The sequence below is a fragment of the Pseudarthrobacter sp. alpha12b genome (genome assembly GCF_054130495.1).
The window spans coordinates 1,099,442-1,113,356 of sequence record NZ_CP196746.1 but is presented as its reverse complement, the minus strand read 5'-3'; the positions used below and the strand labels follow the sequence as shown (position 1 = coordinate 1,113,356).

At 64.6% G+C, this 13,915-nt stretch carries 14 protein-coding genes; 2 read left to right on the top strand and 12 right to left on the bottom strand.

What is annotated here, in order from left to right; translation table 11 throughout:
• Window positions 1–30: 30 nt before the first annotated feature.
• The 3 genes from acnA to ACTAQI_RS04920 form a co-directional block, all read right to left on the bottom strand.
• Window positions 31–2,820 (bottom strand): aconitate hydratase AcnA, encoded by a 2,790-nt coding sequence (gene acnA, locus ACTAQI_RS04930; protein WP_457949949.1) that lies wholly within the window; start codon window positions 2,818–2,820, stop codon window positions 31–33.
• Between the two features lie 76 nt (window positions 2,821–2,896).
• The gene (locus ACTAQI_RS04925) at window positions 2,897–3,103 is read right to left on the bottom strand and encodes a hypothetical protein (RefSeq protein WP_457949947.1); all 207 of its coding nucleotides are present in this window, start codon (window positions 3,101–3,103) and stop codon (window positions 2,897–2,899) included.
• Between the two features lie 58 nt (window positions 3,104–3,161).
• Window positions 3,162–3,386, bottom strand: a complete 225-nt coding sequence (locus tag ACTAQI_RS04920) for a hypothetical protein (protein WP_457949945.1) — start codon at window positions 3,384–3,386, stop codon at window positions 3,162–3,164.
• Between the two features lie 715 nt (window positions 3,387–4,101).
• Here ACTAQI_RS04920 and ACTAQI_RS04915 point away from each other — a divergent pair.
• Entirely contained in the window at window positions 4,102–4,464 is a 363-nt protein-coding gene (locus ACTAQI_RS04915) for a DUF488 domain-containing protein (RefSeq protein ID WP_457949943.1), read from the top strand.
• A 695-nt stretch (window positions 4,465–5,159) separates the two neighbouring features.
• Here ACTAQI_RS04915 and ACTAQI_RS04910 read toward each other — a convergent pair.
• From ACTAQI_RS04910 to ACTAQI_RS04870, 9 genes are all read right to left on the bottom strand, one after another.
• Window positions 5,160–5,363 (bottom strand): hypothetical protein, encoded by a 204-nt coding sequence (locus ACTAQI_RS04910; protein ID WP_457949941.1) that lies wholly within the window; start codon window positions 5,361–5,363, stop codon window positions 5,160–5,162.
• Between the two features lie 304 nt (window positions 5,364–5,667).
• A complete protein-coding gene (locus ACTAQI_RS04905) occupies window positions 5,668–6,213 on the bottom strand; it encodes a gluconokinase (RefSeq protein ID WP_457949939.1) in 546 nt (181 codons plus the stop codon).
• The gene (locus ACTAQI_RS04900; RefSeq protein ID WP_457950990.1) at window positions 6,210–7,301 is read right to left on the bottom strand and encodes an L-idonate 5-dehydrogenase; all 1,092 of its coding nucleotides are present in this window, start codon (window positions 7,299–7,301) and stop codon (window positions 6,210–6,212) included. Before ACTAQI_RS04900 ends, ACTAQI_RS04905 begins: the two co-directional genes overlap by 4 nt.
• Window positions 7,301–8,071, bottom strand: coding sequence for an SDR family oxidoreductase (locus ACTAQI_RS04895; RefSeq protein ID WP_457949937.1), 771 nt, complete (start codon window positions 8,069–8,071; stop codon window positions 7,301–7,303). Before ACTAQI_RS04895 ends, ACTAQI_RS04900 begins: the two co-directional genes overlap by 1 nt.
• Window positions 8,068–9,009, bottom strand: coding sequence for a 2-hydroxyacid dehydrogenase (locus tag ACTAQI_RS04890; protein ID WP_457949935.1), 942 nt, complete (start codon window positions 9,007–9,009; stop codon window positions 8,068–8,070). The genes ACTAQI_RS04895 and ACTAQI_RS04890 overlap by 4 nt, the downstream gene beginning before the upstream one ends.
• 65 nt (window positions 9,010–9,074) lie before the next feature.
• A complete protein-coding gene (locus ACTAQI_RS04885) occupies window positions 9,075–9,836 on the bottom strand; it encodes an SDR family oxidoreductase (RefSeq protein ID WP_255175418.1) in 762 nt (253 codons plus the stop codon).
• A gap of 143 nt (window positions 9,837–9,979) precedes the next feature.
• Window positions 9,980–10,993, bottom strand: coding sequence for a 5-oxoprolinase subunit C family protein (locus tag ACTAQI_RS04880; RefSeq protein ID WP_457949933.1), 1,014 nt, complete (start codon window positions 10,991–10,993; stop codon window positions 9,980–9,982).
• Entirely contained in the window at window positions 10,990–11,715 is a 726-nt protein-coding gene (locus ACTAQI_RS04875; protein WP_457949931.1) for a 5-oxoprolinase subunit B family protein, read from the bottom strand. Before ACTAQI_RS04875 ends, ACTAQI_RS04880 begins: the two co-directional genes overlap by 4 nt.
• A 2-nt stretch (window positions 11,716–11,717) precedes the next feature.
• The gene (locus ACTAQI_RS04870) at window positions 11,718–12,503 is read right to left on the bottom strand and encodes a LamB/YcsF family protein (RefSeq protein ID WP_457949929.1); all 786 of its coding nucleotides are present in this window, start codon (window positions 12,501–12,503) and stop codon (window positions 11,718–11,720) included.
• Between the two features lie 396 nt (window positions 12,504–12,899).
• Here ACTAQI_RS04870 and nac point away from each other — a divergent pair, with 396 nt between their 5' ends.
• Window positions 12,900–13,850 carry a nitrogen assimilation transcriptional regulator NAC gene (nac, locus tag ACTAQI_RS04865; RefSeq protein WP_457949928.1) on the top strand — a complete coding sequence of 317 codons (951 nt, stop codon included), beginning with the start codon at window positions 12,900–12,902 and terminating at the stop codon, window positions 13,848–13,850.
• The last annotated feature ends 65 nt before the right edge of the window (window positions 13,851–13,915 follow it).

The following is a 13,915-nucleotide window of genomic DNA, read 5'->3' as shown; positions in this document are numbered from 1 at the left end:
GGGCGTGGCGCCGCCGGCCGGCGGACCGCGTCAGCGGGCCAGGAGTTGGCGCAGGACGTAGGGCAGGATTCCGCCGTGGAGGTAGTACGCTTCCTCGGCGGGCGTATCGATCCGTACGGCTGCGGTGAATTCTTGTTCGCGGCCGTGGTCCTCGACCCGGACCGTGACCTCCCGCGGCAGCGGGGTGTGACCCTCGATGCCGATGATCGAGTAGAGCTCTTCCCCGGTCAGGCCCAGGCTTTCGGCCGTGTCACCGTCCCGGAATTGCAGGGGGAGCACCCCCATCCCGATGAGGTTGGAGCGGTGGATCCGTTCAAACGATCCCGCCAGGACGGCTTTGACGCCCAGCAGCAACGTGCCCTTGGCCGCCCAGTCCCGGGAGGAACCGGACCCGTAATCCGTCCCAGCGATAACAATCAGGGGAACCGCCTCGGCGGAATAGGACGTGGCGGCATCGAAAATGCTCTGTTGCCCTCCATCGGGGAAATGCCGGGTGAAGCCGCCCTCCACTCCGGGCACGAGCCGATTGCGCAGCCGGACGTTCGCGAAGGTCCCGCGGATCATGACGTGGTGGTTGCCTCGGCGGGAGCCGTAGGAGTTGAAGTCGGCCGCATCCACGCCGTGTTCGGTGAGGTATCGGCCAGCGGGAGAGTCGTTCCGGATGGCTCCGGCCGGGGATATGTGGTCGGTGGTGACGGAGTCTCCCAGGAAGGCCAGTACCCTGGCCGCGGTGATGTCCCGGAGCGGCGCCGGCCGAGCGGTCGTTCCGTCAAAGTACGGTGGCCGCTGCACATAGGTGGAGTAGTCATCCCAGGCGAACATGTCACCCTCGGGTACCTGCATGCCCCGCCAGCGCCCGTCGCCGGAGTAGACGTCGGAGTAGCCTTGCGTGAACATTTTGCTTTCGAGGTTTTGGTCCACGATGGCCTTGATTTCCGACGCCGTCGGCCAGAGGTCGTGCAGATAGACCGGGTTGCCTTCCGGGTCCTCGCCGAGCGGATCGTGGAGGAGATCGGTATGCATGGTCCCGGTGAGGGCGTAGGCGATGACCAGGGGCGGGGAGGCGAGGAAGTTCATCTTCACTTCGGAGTGGATGCGGCCCTCGAAGTTCCGGTTGCCCGAGAGCACGGCTGCAACGGTCAGATTGTTTTCCGCGACGGCGGCGCTGACTTCCGGGATGAGGGGCCCGGAATTACCTATGCAGGTGGTGCAGCCGTAGCCGACCAGATCGAAGCCCAGCCTATCTAGGTACGGGGTGAGCCCTGATCTGTTGAAGTAATCGGAGACCACCCGGGATCCCGGAGCGAGGGAGGTTTTCACCCACGGTTTACTGCGCAGTCCCCGTTCGACGGCTTTCTTGGCCAGCAGGCCGGCGCCAATCATGACGGTCGGGTTGGAAGTATTCGTGCATGAGGTGATGGCCGCGATGACCACGTCTCCGTGGTCGAGGCTGGCCGCGGTTCCGGCCAGTTCCAGCCGGACGGGTTCGGATGGCCAGGTGAAGTCCGCGATGTCCTGGTACTGGCGGGGCGGGGCGTCCCGGTGAACGCCGGGGCTGACGGCAATGGGGTCGCTCGCGGGGAAAGAGTGCTCGTCGGCGTCGTCGAGGCCGCCCTGCACGGCTTCCTCCTGCGCTTCCCCGGACAGCAGTCCGCGCACGGCACGGGATACGGCGCCCAGCGGGATCCGGTCCTGCGGCCGCTTGGGTCCGGCGATGGAGGGGACGATCGTGGCGAGATCCAGCTCGATAATCTCGCTGTAGTCCGGGACATGGTCGGGACGGTGCCACAGGCCCTGTTCTTTGGCATAGGCTTCCACGAGTTTGATCTGGTGCTCGGAGCGTCCGGTGAGACGCAGGTAGTCCAGCGTTTCGTTGTCGATCGGGAAGATGGCGCAGGTCGACCCGTATTCCGGGCTCATGTTGCTCAGCGTCGCCCGGGTTGCCAGTGGCACGCTGGCCACTCCGGGGCCGAAGAAGTCCACGAATTTGCCGACGACCCTGGTGCGGCGCAGAAGTTCGGCGACGGTGAGCACCAGATCCGTGGCGGTGGTTCCCTCGGGCAGTTCGCCGTTAAGTTTAAGCCCGACTACCTGCGGGATGAGCATGCTCATCGGCTGGCCGAGCATGGCCGCCTCGGCCTCAATACCGCCCACGCCCCAGCCGAGCACACCGAGTCCATTGACCATCGGGGTATGCGAGTCCGTCCCTACGAGCGTGTCCGGGTAGGCGACCGGCCCGCTGGCACCGGCCCGGGTGAAGATGACCCGGGCGAGGTATTCGAGGTTGACCTGGTGGCAGATGCCCGTGTCCGGGGGCACCACGAGGAAGTCATCGAACGCCCGCTGAGCCCAGCGCAGGAGCTGGTACCGTTCCTGGTTCCGAGTGAATTCCAGCTCCGCGTTGATTTCGAATGCCTCCGGGCTGGCGAAGGCGTCGGCGATGACCGAATGGTCGATGACCAGTTCCACGGGAATCAGCGGATTGATTTTTTTCGGTTCCCCGCCCAGACCGGTCATGGCATCTCGCATGGCCACCAGGTCCACCACGCACGGCACCCCGGTGAAGTCCTGCATCAGCACCCGGGCGGGAGTGTATTGGATTTCCGGGTTGGACGCCGACCGGGGGTCCCAGCCGCCGAGCGATGTGATTTGTTCGGCCCTGACCAGCCGGCCGTCCTCATTGCGCAGCAGGTTCTCCAACAGGACCTTCAGGCTGTAGGGAAGGCGGTCCGAGCCCTTGACCCGGTCCAGCCGGTAGATCTCATACGTCCTGTTGTCCACGTTCAGTTGCCCACGCGCACCAAAACTGTTTGCCCTCATCAGTGTCGCCTCCGTTAGCTTGGGTCCGAAAATTCGCGCCCGTGGATCGCGGGCGGGAAGGAGGGCCTGGGACGTCCTAACCGATGAGCTTGCCGGTCACCGAATCATCCGCGAGGATGGCCAGAATCTGTGGATCAGTCCGTGAAGCCCATGATGGCGCCGCACAAGGGGTGAGCGCATCGGGATCCTCGGAACACTTGGACGCGAAGGCCGCTCCTGCGCCGCCGCCGCAGCCGGTGCCCGCACCGACGTCAGGCAGCCCTGTCAGTACCGCTCCTTTCATCACCTATTCCGACCGTACGCCGGGGCCAGCGGACATGCTAGGACCTCGGGAATCAAGGTCATTGGCTTCCTCTGCCGTGGGCCGCTGCGCGCCCGGGTTCCGCAACAGTGCCGGCAGGGTCTGCTGGCGCCCGCGCCACCGGCGGATCTGCCGCGGAGGCGCGGCGTATGGTGCTGTACTCGCTCCGTTCCCCGCCGCCCATGACGCCATGAATGGATCCGGCGATGCGTGCAGCCTGGACCTTCGCGAGCTCCGCTTTCCCGCCAGCGAACAGCTCAGCCACGGTGCCTTCCCACAGTTCAAGCCAGCGGGGCGAACAGCTCTCCAGCGCAGCGGGAACCTGTCATTGAGGGCCGAATGCACAGCTGCTGCGCTTGTACGGCCGGCACGAAAAAGCACTGTCTCCCAGAAGTCGCACATGACCGGGAGGTAGGTGGGAAGATCCATCCGCGCGACGTCAGCGAACACCGGCCCGAGCAGTTCGTCTTCAAAACCCGGCGGTAGAACGTGGCGATGAGCGCCTCCACATCCCCCGGCTGGCTGGATCGCTTCGGGACGCGGGCGCCCCTGCGGCGGCGCTGACGCGAGTGCCAGCATCGCGTAGGCCGTGCCCAGGACCGGCAGCGTAACGACTTTCAGACCTTCGAGCCCGAAATACAGGTGGCGGAGGTACCCTCGCCGCGGTAGGGATGCACATGGGCGTGGCGGTCACGAGGGAGAGCTGGCTGGCCCGTGATGCCGGGTTCGGGGGGGGGCCGGTTTGTAGCTGGAGACTGATGGTGCCTCTTTATCGCCAAGGAAATACTGCTCCGTCGCCGCCGGGCCCGCTGAGACCGACCCACGGGCCGGTGCATGCTCCTGGTGACATGGCTCCCCGGGGGATCGGGAGAGCATAATGTCACCGAGGACAACGACCACACGGGTTTTCGCCGCTTCGGGCGTCACCGCTCGAAGGATGATACTTGTGCCGTGTCGAAAGTCAGCGAGGAGGCTGGGGAATGTCGACTGCAACGGAAGTCCGGGTGCGCCGGGTTTATGACGGGATCAGGGATGACGACGGCGTACGGGTTCTGGTAGACCACATCTGGCCGCGCGGGATGACCAAGGCCAAGGCAGCGCTGGACGAGTGGTGCAAAGACGTCTCCCCATCGACGGAGCTGCGCAAATGGTACGGGCACGACCCCGCCAAGTTCGACGAATTTGTTATGCGCTACAAAGCCGAGCTTAAAGACCCGGCCCGGGCGCAGGCGCTTGACCATCTGTGCGAACTCGCTAAGGGCCAACGGCTGACGCTGCTGACGGCAACCAAAGCTGCCGACATCAGCGAGGCCCAAGTCCTGGCCGACCTGATCGGACGGTAGCCACGATACGTCCGCCCCCCAAGAGACAGGCGTCGGGAAGGACCCGATAAGTGACCGGAAACGGGATCCCCTGACGCGGCCGAAGCTGATTCCCGTCATGCGGTGTGCAACCCCACGGCGCGAGGATCGTGGTGAGGACGACTCCAGGCCAGGTCGAGCTCCTTCTGGCCATCACGGAACGCGGCTCCACCGCGTCGTTACCTCCGTAGGGGCTCTCCGAGAATTTCCTTGTCATTTCGGCGAGGTCATGTCGTGCCCGCGACCATGAACCATGAACAGGTGTAGGCCACCTACGACCAACACAAGACAACCGGAACGAGGAAACGCACAACCCAGGACAGAGCTGGCAGAGGGCCCACCTGCCAGGGGATTGAACCCACCACCCACACACCTGAACAGGCGCCGCGGCAGCCAGACTAAAGGCCGCGACCAACTCGTTAGAGCGACGCGACCACAAGCTTTGTCAACACGTTAAAGCAAAATCGCCGCTGACGAGGTGCCCGAGGTGGGACTCGAACTACATTCCAGGGCTTGAAAAACCCTGGGAAGTCGCGAAAAATGCGGAAACCGAAGCAGTCCAACCCATGTGCGACCCACTTCGACGGCGAACGTGTGGACATTGTCCACACCTCCATTTGCCCCTGAAATCGGTCCCACACGCCAGACCGGCGTAGCCGCCCGGTATGCCTAGCGGGTTAAGTGCCTGGTGCGACAACGTCCTCCAGCACTGCCCTGTCGAAGAAACGGATCTCGCCCGTTGCCTCGAAGAACACCGGAACTACTGATGTGCTCAGGTCTTTGGACGTTTCGTAGATTTCAGCCGCACTCCTGTGCTTCCTGGCAATTGTTCCAACCAGCTCCGTACCGCGAACCCGAACAGTTCGATATTTGTAGCTCATCGTGACTCCTTCGTCCGCTAGGGCACACCCTACCCCTTGGCAGTGCCGCTTCGGGAGGTTGGCTCCTATGGTGCCCACACCACTGGCGGCGGCTTCGGATCACTTCAGATCCCGGCCATGGATGTGTGGCTCTTGGCCCGTTCCAGGAGGTTTTGCTGAGAGCGGCGGGGCTTCTCTCGCGACTTTCGGACAAGCAACGATGAAGTGCAGTCCTCACCCGCGACCCGCTTGTAAATCGCCGTAGTTACCAGTTAGCGCGGTACGTCATGGATCACTGCCCAATGCGCGTGAGTGATAACCACACTTATTCACCCTCACTGTGCGCAACGGCTGGCATGACGCCGAGATTCGCACATAGCGACTCCACGAGAATGTCAAGCGACTGGGTGATGTCTCCGAGTATATGTGGTTCGTCCATGCCGAGACTCTCGAGCGCGGCGAACTGGGATGCCAGCAGCGCCGGCGGCATGAACTCGTGGGCCCGCGCTTCGATCCTCGCCCCGATGGTGGCTGCGTCGCCGGCCAGGTGAATGAAGACAACGTCCGGTGCGTAGCTGCGCAGCAAGTCCCGGTAACGTCGTTTCAAGGCTGAGCAGGCGACGATAGGCGGAACTGATGTGCCGCCGTCGCCCTTTCCTGCAAGCAACTCCCCCAACCGGCCCAACCACGGCTCCCGGTCGGCGTCCCTGAGCGCAACCCCGGCAGCCATCTTTTGCTTGTTGGCGGGCGGGTGGAAGTCATCCCCGTCGAAGAATGGCATCCCCAGTCGTTGACCCAGCAGGGTTCCGACGGTGGACTTACCGCAGCCGGAAACGCCCATCACCACCAATGGAGGCAAGTGGCCGCTCATCGGACGTCCCCGGGTTCCCCGAAGCTGAGAAGGACTTTGCCGGACGATGTGGAGTCTTTTGCTACCTCGAACGCGTGCAGGGCGTCGGCCAGCGGGAATTCGTGGGTGATGACGGGGCTGATGTGCAGGGATCCGTCCGCAAGGGCGGTGATCACCTGGTCGATCTCGTCGTTGAACCGGAAGGAGCCTTTGAGGTCCAGTTCGCGGGTGATGGCCAGCGAAATGGGCACTGGCTGCATGCCGGTGGGCAGCAGCCCCACCATCACCACGGTTCCGCCGCGCACCGCGCCTTGGATGGCTGATGCCAGGCCGTGGTGGCTGCCGGAGGACTCGATGACGACGTCGGCTTCCACCGCGGCGATCGCTGTGGTGTCCGCTGCATTGATCACCTGGTCAGCGCCGACGGCCATGGCGATCTCAAGCGGTTTGGGGTGGAGGTCGACGGCGGTGATCCGGGCGGCGCCGGCACGTTTGAGGACGGCAACGGCCAGGGCGCCGATGGGCCCTGAACCGATGACGAGCGCCGTCTTTCCCCGGACGTCGCCGGCGCGCGAGACTGCATGCCAGGCAACGCTTGCGGGTTCGATCAGGGCCGCCGTCCGAAGGTCAAGGTTCTTTGGCAAGGCGCGGAGCATCCGGACGGGCAGGTTCACGTACCTGCTGAAGGCGCCGTCCGTGTGGGGGTAGCGGGCAGCGCTGCCCAGGTACGTGCACCCGGGTGAGAGGTTGGGCCGGTCTGCGGGATACTTAGCCGCGCCAGGGCCGGGCGTTGCGGGGTGGACGGCCACGGCGGTCCCTGCTTGTGGCCCTGCACCGTTGGCTGCCGGGCGCACCACCACACCGGAGATTTCGTGGCCCAGCACCAGCGGGGCCTTGAGGATGGACTCCCCCGCGGCACCGTGCAGCCAGTAGTGCAGGTCCGAACCGCAGATCCCGCCGTACAGAACTTCCACCACCGCTTCATCAGGTGCGGGCTGCGGCAGCGGGACCTCGTCGATGCGCAGGTCATTTGCGGCGTGCGCCACCAGGGCCGGGCCCGTGGCAGGCAGTTCTTCCAGGCCTGCGCCCAAGGGCGTATTCAGAGTCATCACACCACCACTGTCATTCCACCATCAATGAAGATGGTTTGTCCGTTCACAAAGTTCGAGCCATCTGAGGCAAGCCACACCACGGGACCGGCGAGGTCCTCCACGGTGCCCCACCGGTGGGCCGGCGTCCGGCCCAGGATCCAGGAGTTGAAGGCCTCATCATCAACGAGGTTCTGGGTCATCTCGGTGTGGATGTAGCCGGGTGCAACCGCGTTGATCTGCAGCCCGGAGGCGGCCCACTCTGCCGTCATGGCGCGCGTGAGGTTCCGCAGCCCGCCCTTTGCCGCAATGTACGGGGCGATGGTCGGACGGGCCAGGTCCGTCTGGACGGAGCAGATGTTGATGATCTTGCCCCGGCCGCGGGTGATCATGTGCCGCGCGGCTTCCCTGCCCACCAGGAATGCGCTGGTGAGGTCAGTGGAGAGGACTCGTTCCCAGTCCGCGACGTCCAGGTCCAGCATGGGCACCCGGTGCTGGATCCCCGCATTGTTCACCAGGATTTCCAGCGGGCCCACGTTCTCCTCAATCCATCGGATGCTGCGGGCGGCCGCGTCATCGACGGTCACATCGAATGCGATGCTGTGGACGCGGCCCGGAGGGAAGTCCCAGGCCATTGCCGCGGCGGCGTCCTTGAGCCGTTCCTCATTGACGCCGTTGAGCACTACTGTTGCTCCGGCGTCGGCCAACGCCCTTGCAAGCGCCGAACCGATGCCCCTGCTGGAGCCCGTCACCAGGGCAACCCGGCCGGTCAAGTCAAAAAGCGCGCTCATGCGAACGGCCCCTGCTGGACGAGGTTGGCCGGGGTTTCACCGGCGGCGAGGGCCTCAAGCTGGCGCTTCAGGAGCTTGAGGATCCGTGGTTCAAACGCTGATGCATTACCGCCAATGTGAGGGGTGATGAGTGCGTTGTCCGCGGACCACAGCGGATGGCCTGCGGGCAGCGGTTCGGGATCGACGACGTCGATGGCGCACTGCAGGCGGCCGGTCACCACTTCCCGGGTCAGGGCGTCGGTGTCCACCACGGCGCCGCGGCCCACGTTCACCACGAGGGCGCCGTTGGGGAGGGCGGCCAGAACGTCCCGGCCCACCAGGTGGTGGGTCTTGTCGTTCAGCGGGAGGACCGAGACCAGGATGTCGTGGCCGGCGGCGAGCTCCAACAGTTCGTCCGGGCCGTGGACCTGTCCGTCGGCGTCGGTGCGGGCGGAGCTGCCCACCCGGGTGATGGTGACTTCGAAGGGTTCCAGGCGGCGGGCCAGTTCCTTACCGATACCGCCGATGCCCAGCAAAAGGACCTTCCGGTCGGCCAGGGACTGGCGGCGCTGGGGGTTCCAGCTTTCGGCCTGCTGGTCCTTGACGGCCTGGTCAATGCCGCGCAGCTTGGCCAGGATGAGCCCCACAGCCAGCTCGGCCGTGGCAGCTGCGTGGACGCCTGAGGCGTTTGCCACTGCGGCGCCCTGCCCGGCAGCCTCGCGGACGCCGTCGTACCCTGTTGACTGGGTCTGCACGAACTTAAGGTTCGGGACCTTGGCCAGGGAACCCATCACTGCCCCCGCGTCGATGTAGGGCAGGATGACGCCGTCGATGCCACCCAGCTCCTCCCCCGGTTCGTCCTTCATGTCCCACACCACGCCCCGCAGGCCTTCGGGGAGTGGCGAGAGGTCAGCCAGGAGCTGGGGTTCGGGGAAACTAACGGTTCGTACTAACTGCATCTTGTGGGCCTATCGGTTGGGCGGTGGAAAGGTAGTTCCCGGGTTTGGGCGTCGCGGGGGCGGCTTTAGTCGGAGTCCCCGCGCCGGTCGAAGGTGAGGCCGCCGGGGACCTGGAAGGTAGGCATGAGTTCCAGCATGCCAACGTTGACGTGGCGCGGGGTTTCGATGGCGTAGTCCAGGGCGTTGACGATGTCGTCGGTGGTCAGCGACTCGTAGCCCTCGTAGTACGTTTGCCAGGCTTCTTCCATGGCCTCGGGGCTGCCGCCCATGTTGCGGCCAAAGATCTCGGTTTCCACGCGGCCGGGGCAGATTTCGGTGACGCGGATCCGCTTGCCCACGGTGTCGTTGCGGAGCTGCCGGGAAATTTGGTGCACTGCGGCCTTGGTGGCGTGGTAGACGGTGTGGCCGTAGAAGTTGTAGATGCCCGCGATGGAGCTGATGTTGACCACGTGGCCGAGGTCCCGTTCCACCATGCCGGGCAGGACCAGCCGGGTGAGCTGCAGGAGCCCGCGGAGGTTGACGTCGATGAGTTCATCAATGTCCTGCTCGGAGGAATCCAGGATGTTGCCCGGCCTGGAGACGCCGGCGCAGTTGACCAGGACGTCCACTTTCAGGTCATTGACGACGGCGGTCAGCGCGGCGGTGTCGGTCAGGTCCACCACATGCGGGACTGCTCCGGTGCGGTCGGCAAGCTCGGTGAGGCGTTCCTCGTTGCGGGCCACCGCATGGACGGTGAGGCCGCGCTTGGCCAGCCGTTCGGCGATGGCGGCGCCCATGCCGGTGGAAGCTCCGGTGACGAGGGCGGTGGTGTAGTCGGAAAAAGGCATTGGTACTCCAAAGTGGTGGAATTCGGGCAGGCCCTTGCGTCCGGCAAGGGGTTGGACGCAGGAGCCTCGGGTTGGCAGGGGTTAGGGATCGCGCAGCGGTTCGTGGGCGCGGTCCTTGGCTATGGGAAAAGCGTTCATGATGTTCAGGCTCCTGACGCTGGGCTAAGTTCATGCCAGCGCTGGCCGGCGCCGATGCCGAGGAGTCCGAAGACTGTGTTGATAGTGTTCCGGAGCCTGTCCAGTTCAAGGCAGGCGGCGCGGTGCATGGCTGTTGCTTCAGCCACGGTTGTCTTTCGAAAGGTGACGGTGTGTCCAGGTCTGGCTTGCGCCAGGACGTCCAGTGAGCGGCTCGTGACAACTGCCAGGACGGGATAGCCCGCCGTCACGCCGCGCCCCCGGTGCAGCACCAGCAGTTCCTCCCGGGACGGGACCTCGATGGCCCCGACCGGAACGCCGCGGGAGAGCACTTCTGACGTGAGCTGGCGTTCGGGAAGGGCACCACCGAGCCGCAGCCCGATGTGGTTGCTGCGGGGGCTCACGGTGTACTGCGTGGTGAACAGCAGGTCTGCCGTGTCCCCGAATTCCGCCACGTCCGGCCCGTCGGTGACATGAATGACCGGGTTGGTGGTGAAGACAGGTTTGGTAAGGCCCAGCCGGAACAGCGGCAGACCAAAGTACGGCTGGGTGATGGGCGCCGTGGTCTTCCGCGTTTCGAGGCGGAAGCCCTCCACGAGCTTCAACCCGAAGCCCACCACGGTGTCAGGGGCGCAGCTTCCCAACAGGGTGGGGACGGTGAAGGATCCGTGGACGGCGATGTAGGCGCGCAGTCCGATCCGGATTCCCCGTACGGCCACGACTTCGCCTGCCCGGACGGACACCGGTTCCCACTGGGGGCAGTCCCGTCCGCCCACCGTGAAGTCCAGGGGCGCTCCGGTGACGGCGATCAGCAGGTCGGTGGTGGCGCGCATCCTGAAGTCCAGCGCAGTGAGTTCCAGCAGGGGGTCGTTGTCTTCGTTGCCGGCAAGGATGTTTGCGGCCTTGGCGGAATACTGGTCCAGGGCGCCGTTGACGGGGAGACCGTAGGCGGGGCCCTTCGTCCGGCCGAGGTCGGTGACCACGGAGTGGCCCGGTTGCAGGATGATCAGGGAACCGGTCATGGCCGGGCCTCCAGGAACTGCCCCGCGAATTTTCCGAAGTCATCCGCAGAAATCCGGTAGAAGCGCAGTTCGTCGCCGGGGACGTAAGGCACCAGGGGTTCGCGTGCTGCGTCCAGGACTTTCAGGGGGGTCTGCCCGATGACGCACCAGCCGCCCGGTGCCACTGCGGGCGCGATCACGGCCTGGCGTCCGGCCACGGATACGGCACCGGCGGGGACGGACAGCCGCGGGTCCTTGAGCCTGGGGACTGGGACCGGGAAGTCCGGGCCATCCATCATCGGAGAGCCTGCCGGGGCCCCGAGGCAACGGATGACATAGGTCTTTGCCGTGTGCCTGGCAATAACGTCTTCAACGTCCAGGCCCTGGTGGTCCGCCACGCGGTCCAGGTCTGGCCCGTAGTCTCCTCCGTAAACCACGGGCACCTCGAAACGGCGCGGTTCACGCGTGGCGGTGCCGGCGAAGTCCAGCTGGCGCATTCCCAGGAGGACGAACGCCCGGACCTGGCGCGCGGAGGTGACGTAGGGGTCGAATTCCACCAGGACCGAGTCGTAGGTGGGAACGGCACCATAGATGCCGTCGACGCCGGCGGTAGCCAGCCAACCGGCCAAGGAGTGGACGGTGGACCAGTTCGCTTCCGCGTCACCGGACCGTGCCACCACGCGCAGGGCGGCGTCACCGGATTCGAAAATATCCAGTGCTGTTGGCGTTGTTGTTGTGGTCATTGTCAGGACACCTTATGCTTTGCGGCGAGCACCTCTGCCAGCGGGGCAATAGCGACGCCTGCAGCAATGAGTTCGCTGCGGATCAGGCGGGCCAGTTCGACGGCGCCGGGGTTGTCGCCGTGCAGCAGCACCGTGTCTGCGTGGATGGCGATGTCCCTGCCGGAGGCAGTCTCGATCAATCCTTCACAAACCATCCGCACAGTGCGCTCGACGATGACGGAGGGGTCGTGGATCACGGCGCCGGGCTGGCGGCGCGGCACCAGTGTGCCGTCATCCTGGTAGGCGCGGTCGGCGATGCCGACCATGGCCACCCGCAGGCCGCGCCCCGCGGCAGCGGTGGCAAGTTCACCATCCTGCGCCAGGATGATCAGGCCGGGATCCACCCGCACGGCGGCATCCGCTACGGCTGCGGCATAGTCGGCCCGCGTTGCCACCAGGTTTCCCAGCCGGCCATGCGGGGCAAGGTGGGAGACGGAACCGCCGTGGTAGGCGGCAAACGCTGACAGGGCCCCCAGCTGGTAGATGACGTCGGTGCGCACTTCGTCAGCTGTGAGGTCCATGGCCCGCCGGCCAAAGCCGCGGAGATCCGGGAAGCTGGGATGGGCGCCGATGCCAACTCCCGTCCTGACACATTCAGCCACCGTGGCGTCCATGATGTCAGGGTCCCCTGCGTGAAAGCCGCAGGCAATGTTGGCGCTGGACACGATCTCCAGCAGGGCTTTGTCGTCACCGATCGAGTAGGCACCAAAACCTTCACCAAGATCCGCTACGAGATCGACTGTGGGCATTACGGGCCTTTCTCTGCCTGGTACTGCGGGGTGTAAATGAGTGTTGCATCGGAATTTGAGCCACACAAAGACGAATGCGGTATCTCCCCATAGGGAGCGGTTATGACCTTCACCGGCGCTATTGGCACCAACCCTACGAAATGTATGCGGCTCTTATTTCGTAACTACAGAAATGGTGCTGCCAAGAAGCTCTTTCCCTGCTTATGCAAAAAACATATGCCGCCATCAAAATCAGCGATGGCTGGGCGGGGATAGAATGTCTTGGTCATTGGAAAGTCATCTGCAATTAACCTATGCCCGAGACTCGGATCACACAAAGACGTAATGCCTGTCCCGCCATAGCGCCAACGTATGACCCCGCATGCTGTGCCGTCCCCGCTGGAAAAGAGGAGCGCTATGGACACCCGGAAGCTGGCGTACTTCGTCAAGATCGTCGACTCAGGAAGCATCACCAAGGCGGCCGCCGCCCTCCACGTGGCCCAGCCCGCGCTGAGCCAGCAGGTGTCCGCCCTTGAAACGGAGCTGAAACAGCGGCTCCTGATCCGGAGCAAGCAAGGGGTGGAGCCCACAGCGGCCGGCCATACCCTGTACAGGCACGCGCAGACCATCCTGCGGCTCGTGGAGCAGGCCAGGATAGATGTGGCAGCTTCAGGAGCGGCGCCTTCGGGCCGCGTCTCCATAGCGATCGCCCCCTACAGCATGGCCTCAAGCCTCACTCCCCGGATCATCAGCGAAGTGGGACGGCGCTACCCGGACATCGTGCTGCACCTGACCGAGATCTACGGCGGTGTGCTCAGTGAGGCCATAAAAAACGGACGGTTGGATATGGCGCTCATCTATGAACCAGGGCCCATCCGCGGGGTGCAGTTCACCACCCTCATCGTCGAGGACCTGTACCTGATTGTGAACTCCCGCCGGGACCTCCCGGTAGCGTCGACAGCGAACACCATCACCCTGGACGAGGTGGCTACCGTGGGACTCTTCCTGCCGGAACAGATCCACACCCTTCGGCAGGTGGTTCAGTCGGGCATCGACAGCAGGGGCTTGAAGCTGAAGCTGGTGGGCGAGGTGGAATCGGTCCCCTCCCTCACCCGGCTGCTGCGCACGGACCTCGGGGCGACCATCCTGCCTAAGTCAGCGGCCGATGCCCTGTTCCATGAGGAGGACTTCCGGGTCCTGAGGATCATCGAGCCTGCACTTCAGTGCAAAATAGCGTTGTGCACGCCCGACCATGAACCTTTGTCGGAAGCCGCGTCCGCCGTCCTGCTGGTACTTAAGGAAATGCTGCAGGAAATGCTCCGGAGTAAATATTCCCCGCTCCCTGCCGCGCCGTTCGAGGCATCATAAGCGGGCCTTATCAGGTCACGCCGCTTTAGTCTTATTCATGGAATTGCGTGCGTTCTAGGATAAAA

Excerpts from the sequence above, each read along its gene's own strand:
- ACTAQI_RS04895 (WP_457949937.1), bottom strand. The coding sequence starts at position 8,071 with ATGAGCGCGCTTTTTGACTTGACCGGCCGGGTTGCCCTGGTGACGGGC.
- ACTAQI_RS04880 (WP_457949933.1), bottom strand. The coding sequence starts at position 10,993 with ATGACCGGTTCCCTGATCATCCTGCAACCGGGCCACTCCGTGGTCACC.
- ACTAQI_RS04905 (WP_457949939.1), bottom strand. The coding sequence starts at position 6,213 with ATGAGCGGCCACTTGCCTCCATTGGTGGTGATGGGCGTTTCCGGCTGC.
- ACTAQI_RS04925 (WP_457949947.1), bottom strand. The coding sequence starts at position 3,103 with ATGAAAGGAGCGGTACTGACAGGGCTGCCTGACGTCGGTGCGGGCACC.
- acnA (WP_457949949.1), bottom strand. The coding sequence starts at position 2,820 with ATGAGGGCAAACAGTTTTGGTGCGCGTGGGCAACTGAACGTGGACAAC.
- ACTAQI_RS04885 (WP_255175418.1), bottom strand. The coding sequence starts at position 9,836 with ATGCCTTTTTCCGACTACACCACCGCCCTCGTCACCGGAGCTTCCACC.
- nac (WP_457949928.1), top strand. The coding sequence starts at position 12,900 with ATGGACACCCGGAAGCTGGCGTACTTCGTCAAGATCGTCGACTCAGGA.
- ACTAQI_RS04910 (WP_457949941.1), bottom strand. The coding sequence starts at position 5,363 with ATGAGCTACAAATATCGAACTGTTCGGGTTCGCGGTACGGAGCTGGTT.
- ACTAQI_RS04890 (WP_457949935.1), bottom strand. The coding sequence starts at position 9,009 with ATGCAGTTAGTACGAACCGTTAGTTTCCCCGAACCCCAGCTCCTGGCT.
- ACTAQI_RS04900 (WP_457950990.1), bottom strand. The coding sequence starts at position 7,301 with ATGACTCTGAATACGCCCTTGGGCGCAGGCCTGGAAGAACTGCCTGCC.
- ACTAQI_RS04875 (WP_457949931.1), bottom strand. The coding sequence starts at position 11,715 with ATGACCACAACAACAACGCCAACAGCACTGGATATTTTCGAATCCGGT.
- ACTAQI_RS04870 (WP_457949929.1), bottom strand. The coding sequence starts at position 12,503 with ATGCCCACAGTCGATCTCGTAGCGGATCTTGGTGAAGGTTTTGGTGCC.
- ACTAQI_RS04915 (WP_457949943.1), top strand. The coding sequence starts at position 4,102 with ATGTCGACTGCAACGGAAGTCCGGGTGCGCCGGGTTTATGACGGGATC.